The sequence below is a fragment of the Kitasatospora sp. NPDC057542 genome, from assembly GCF_042801945.1.
Classification (GTDB): domain Bacteria; phylum Actinomycetota; class Actinomycetes; order Streptomycetales; family Streptomycetaceae; genus Kitasatospora.
The window spans coordinates 1-3264 of record NZ_JBHVFE010000693.1 but is presented as its reverse complement, the minus strand read 5'-3'; the positions used below and the strand labels follow the sequence as shown (position 1 = coordinate 3264).

Here is a 3264-nt window from a genome sequence, read left to right as displayed (position 1 = left end):
GCCCCCGACCGGCGCCGTGCGGGCGGGGGCCGGTGGTTCCCGACGCGCGCTCAGAGGTCCGTCGGGCGGGGCAGCGCGCCGCGGGCACCGAGGCCGGTGACGGCGAAGGCCCCGGCGGCGACGGCGGTGGCGGCCGCGTCGGGCAGTCCGGCGCCGCGGGCGAGTCCGGCGGCGAGGGCGCCGCAGAAGACGTCGCCGGCACCGGTGGTGTCGACCACCCGGACGGCAGGGGCGGGCAGGCGGGTCGGTGTTCCGTCCACGACGACCAGCGCGCCCTCTCCTCCGAGGGTGACCACGGCGCCTTCGGCGCGCCCGGCCAGGGCCCGGGCGGCCTCGGTGACGTCGGCGGCACCGGTGAGCTGGCGGGCCTCGACGGCGTTCGCGACGATCAGCGGGCGGCGTCCGGTGGGGCCGGCTCCCGGCAGGGTGCCGGCGGGGGCGGCGTTGTGCAGCCAGCGGGTGCCGCCCGAGCGGCCCGCGGCGGGCAGGGCGGCGGCGGTCGCGCGGATGCACTCTTCGGGGACCTCGTTGCTGGTCAGGACCACGTCGACGGGGAGCAGGTGGAGGCGGGTGAGCGCGGCCGTGACCTCCTCCGGGGTGAGGTGGGCATTGGCGCCGGGGACGACGACGATGCTGTTCTCGCCGGACGGGTCGACCATGACGATCGCCTGACCGGTGGGCGCCTCCGGATGGGTGAGAACGGCGCCCGTCTCGACCTGCGCGCCGTGCAGATCGGCACGTGCCGCCTCGCCCTCGGCGTCCCGCCCGACCTTGGCGACCAGGTGCGTCGTCGCCCCTATCAGGGCAGCCGCCACCGCCTGGTTGGCCCCCTTGCCGCCGAAGCCCCGGGTGGCGGCGGTGGCGAGGACGGTCTCGCCGGGGGAGGGGAGCACGGGGCAGCGGAGGATGTGGTCGGTGTTCACTGAGCCGATGACGACCACGCGGCCGACGGGGAGCAGCTTCATCGTTCCTCTGTACGCGGCGGGGCGCGGGCGGCGCAAGCAGGCGGCCGGTGACGATCGGTGACGGGGGAGCGCAGAGTGAGCACGGGGCGTGCACGCGGGCGTGCGGAGCGTACGAGTGGGGCGTGCATGGCAGGTCGACCCATCGGGCGCCCTGTGCCCTAGCAGTGGTGAAGGGGTGCAATTTTGATGTAGACCGGTCTGCATATTTCTGTGCGCGGGTGCCTGACCTGGGCACATGCTGCTGTCACGGGGCAGGCCTGGGCGTGCGGGCGGGCGCGTCGGGGAGGCATGGGGAGCGGCATGGCGCGGGTACCACCACGGGTGGCGCTGGTTCGGCTGACGGGGGCGCTGCCCGGTGCGAACGGCATCGGGGGAAGTCGAGGGCAGGGGACGTTGTGATCGTCTGGGTCAATGGCACATTCGGGGCGGGCAAGACGAGCGCCTGCCGCGAGCTGGTGGAACTGCTGCCCGGGAGCGTGCTCTTCGATCCCGAGCTGGTGGGCTTCGGCCTGCGCCGGATGCTCCCGGCCGACCGGCTGGCGGCGGTGTCCGACTTCCAGGACCTGGCGGCCTGGCGCCGGCTCGTCCCCGAGACGGCGGCGGCGCTGCTCGGTGAGGTCGGGGGCCCGCTGGTGGTCCCGATGACCTTGCTCAGAGAGGACTACCGGGACGAGATCTTCGGCGACCTGGCCTCGCACGGGATCGCGGTGCACCACTTCGTGCTGGACCCTGAAGAAACGATCCTGCGTGACCGCATAGCCCACCGCGAGGCGTGTCCCGGCGATCCGGAGGGCAGCGAGCGGGTCCGCGACTGGTGCCTCGAACACCTGCCGCGCTACCGTGCCGCCCGCCGCTGGCTGGTCGGTGACGCCCGGCTGATCGACACCAGTGAGCTCTCCCCCCGGGAGACCGCGCACCGGATCGCCGAACTGGTCCGGGTCGGCGCCGCCCGCTGCCCGATCGTCCAGACCCCGGACCCGACCGGGGACACCGTGGCCTCCGCCGTCCTGTTCTTCGACGAGCAGGACCGCGTGCTGCTGGTCGACCCCGTCTACAAGCCCGACTGGGACTTCCCCGGCGGCGTGGTCGAACGCGGCGAGGCCCCCACCGACGCCGCCCTGCGTGAGACCGCCGAGGAGCTGGGCTTGCGCCTGGACCCGTCCACGCTGCGCCTGCTCGCCGTCGACTGGGAACCGCGCACCGGTCCTCGCCGCGGCGGCCTGCGGCTGATGTACGACGGCGGGCTGCTGAACGCGGAGGGCCGGCAGAACCTGCTGCTCCAGCAGGAGGAGCTGCGCAGCTGGCGCTTCGTCACCCTGGAGGAGGCCGGCGAACTGCTGCCCCCGGGCCGCTACCGGCGGCTGGCGGCCGCGCTGGACGCGCGGCGGAGCGGCGAGCTGCGGTACCTGGAGGCGGGGAGCCGGGTGGCCGTCGGGCTGGCGAGCGCGGCGGACGCGGCGTAGCGGCCGGTCGGCGCGGGGCCGGGGCGGCCGGTACGGCCGCGCAGCGGCTCGTGGGGGCCTCCCGGTGCGCGGCGCCGCGGCCGCCGGCGGGAGGATGGAGGCATGCCGTTCACGCTGAGCCATCCCGCCGCCGTCCTGCCCCTGCTGCGCGCTTCCGGGGTGCGCGGGCCGCTGGTGGCGTCGGCGCTGGTCGCCGGGTCGATGGCGCCGGACGTGCCGTTCTTCGCCGAGTCCCTGTTGCCCGGGGTGTACGGCCACGGAGGGCTGACACACCGCTGGTGGGCGGTGCCGACGCTGGACGTGGCGATCGCCGTTGCGCTGGTGGCCGGCTGGCACGGGCTGCTGCGCGGGCCGATGGTGGCGCTGCTGCCCGGGCGCTGGGCGGGCGGCGCCGAGGCGTTGACCGCCCGCCGGGCCGGAGGCACCGGTGGGGCCGGCGGCGCGGCGTGGTTCGCGGCCTCGGCGGCGATCGGCGCGGCCACCCACGTCGGCTGGGACGCGTTCACCCACGGGGACGGGCTGGGGGTGCGGCTGCTGCCCGTACTGGACCGGCCGGTGGCCGGGGTCCCGCTGTACGAGGCGCTGCAGTACGGCAGTTCGGCGCTCGCCCTGGCGGCGCTGGGCGGTTGGGCGGCGCGTGCGGTGCGGGCCGTCGAGCCGGTGCGGCCGGCCGTGCGGCTCGTGCCCCGGGCCCGGCGGGCGGCCGTCGCGGCGCTGGGCGCGGCGACGGCGGCCGGGGTGCTGCACCGGCTCAGCCCGCTGCGGCGGAACCTGGTGCCGGAGGTCTGTTTCGGCGCCGGGGCCGGGCTCGCGGTGGGCGCGGTCGGGTACGCGGC

At 76.4% G+C, this 3264-nt stretch carries 3 protein-coding genes; 2 read left to right on the top strand and 1 reads right to left on the bottom strand.

Annotated features, from left to right (window positions below; all coding sequences use genetic code 11):
• Positions 1-50 precede the first annotated feature (50 nt).
• Positions 51-965: a ribokinase gene (locus tag ACFU7Y_RS42180; RefSeq protein WP_380771736.1), complete on the bottom strand. Its 915-nt coding sequence runs from the start codon at positions 963-965 to the stop codon at positions 51-53.
• A 395-nt stretch (positions 966-1360) separates the two neighbouring features.
• Here ACFU7Y_RS42180 and ACFU7Y_RS42175 point away from each other — a divergent pair, with 395 nt between their 5' ends.
• Positions 1361-2428 (top strand): NUDIX hydrolase, encoded by a 1068-nt coding sequence (locus ACFU7Y_RS42175; RefSeq protein ID WP_224285333.1) that lies wholly within the window; start codon positions 1361-1363, stop codon positions 2426-2428.
• Positions 2429-2530: 102 nt separating this feature from the next.
• A partial coding sequence (locus tag ACFU7Y_RS42170; RefSeq protein ID WP_380771734.1) for a DUF4184 family protein occupies positions 2531-3264 on the top strand: 734 nt, incomplete at its 3' end.

Bases quoted from the DNA above. Each gene is read 5' to 3' on its own strand.
- ACFU7Y_RS42180 (WP_380771736.1), bottom strand. From the start codon at position 965: ATGAAGCTGCTCCCCGTCGGCCGCGTGGTCGTCATCGGCTCAGTGAAC.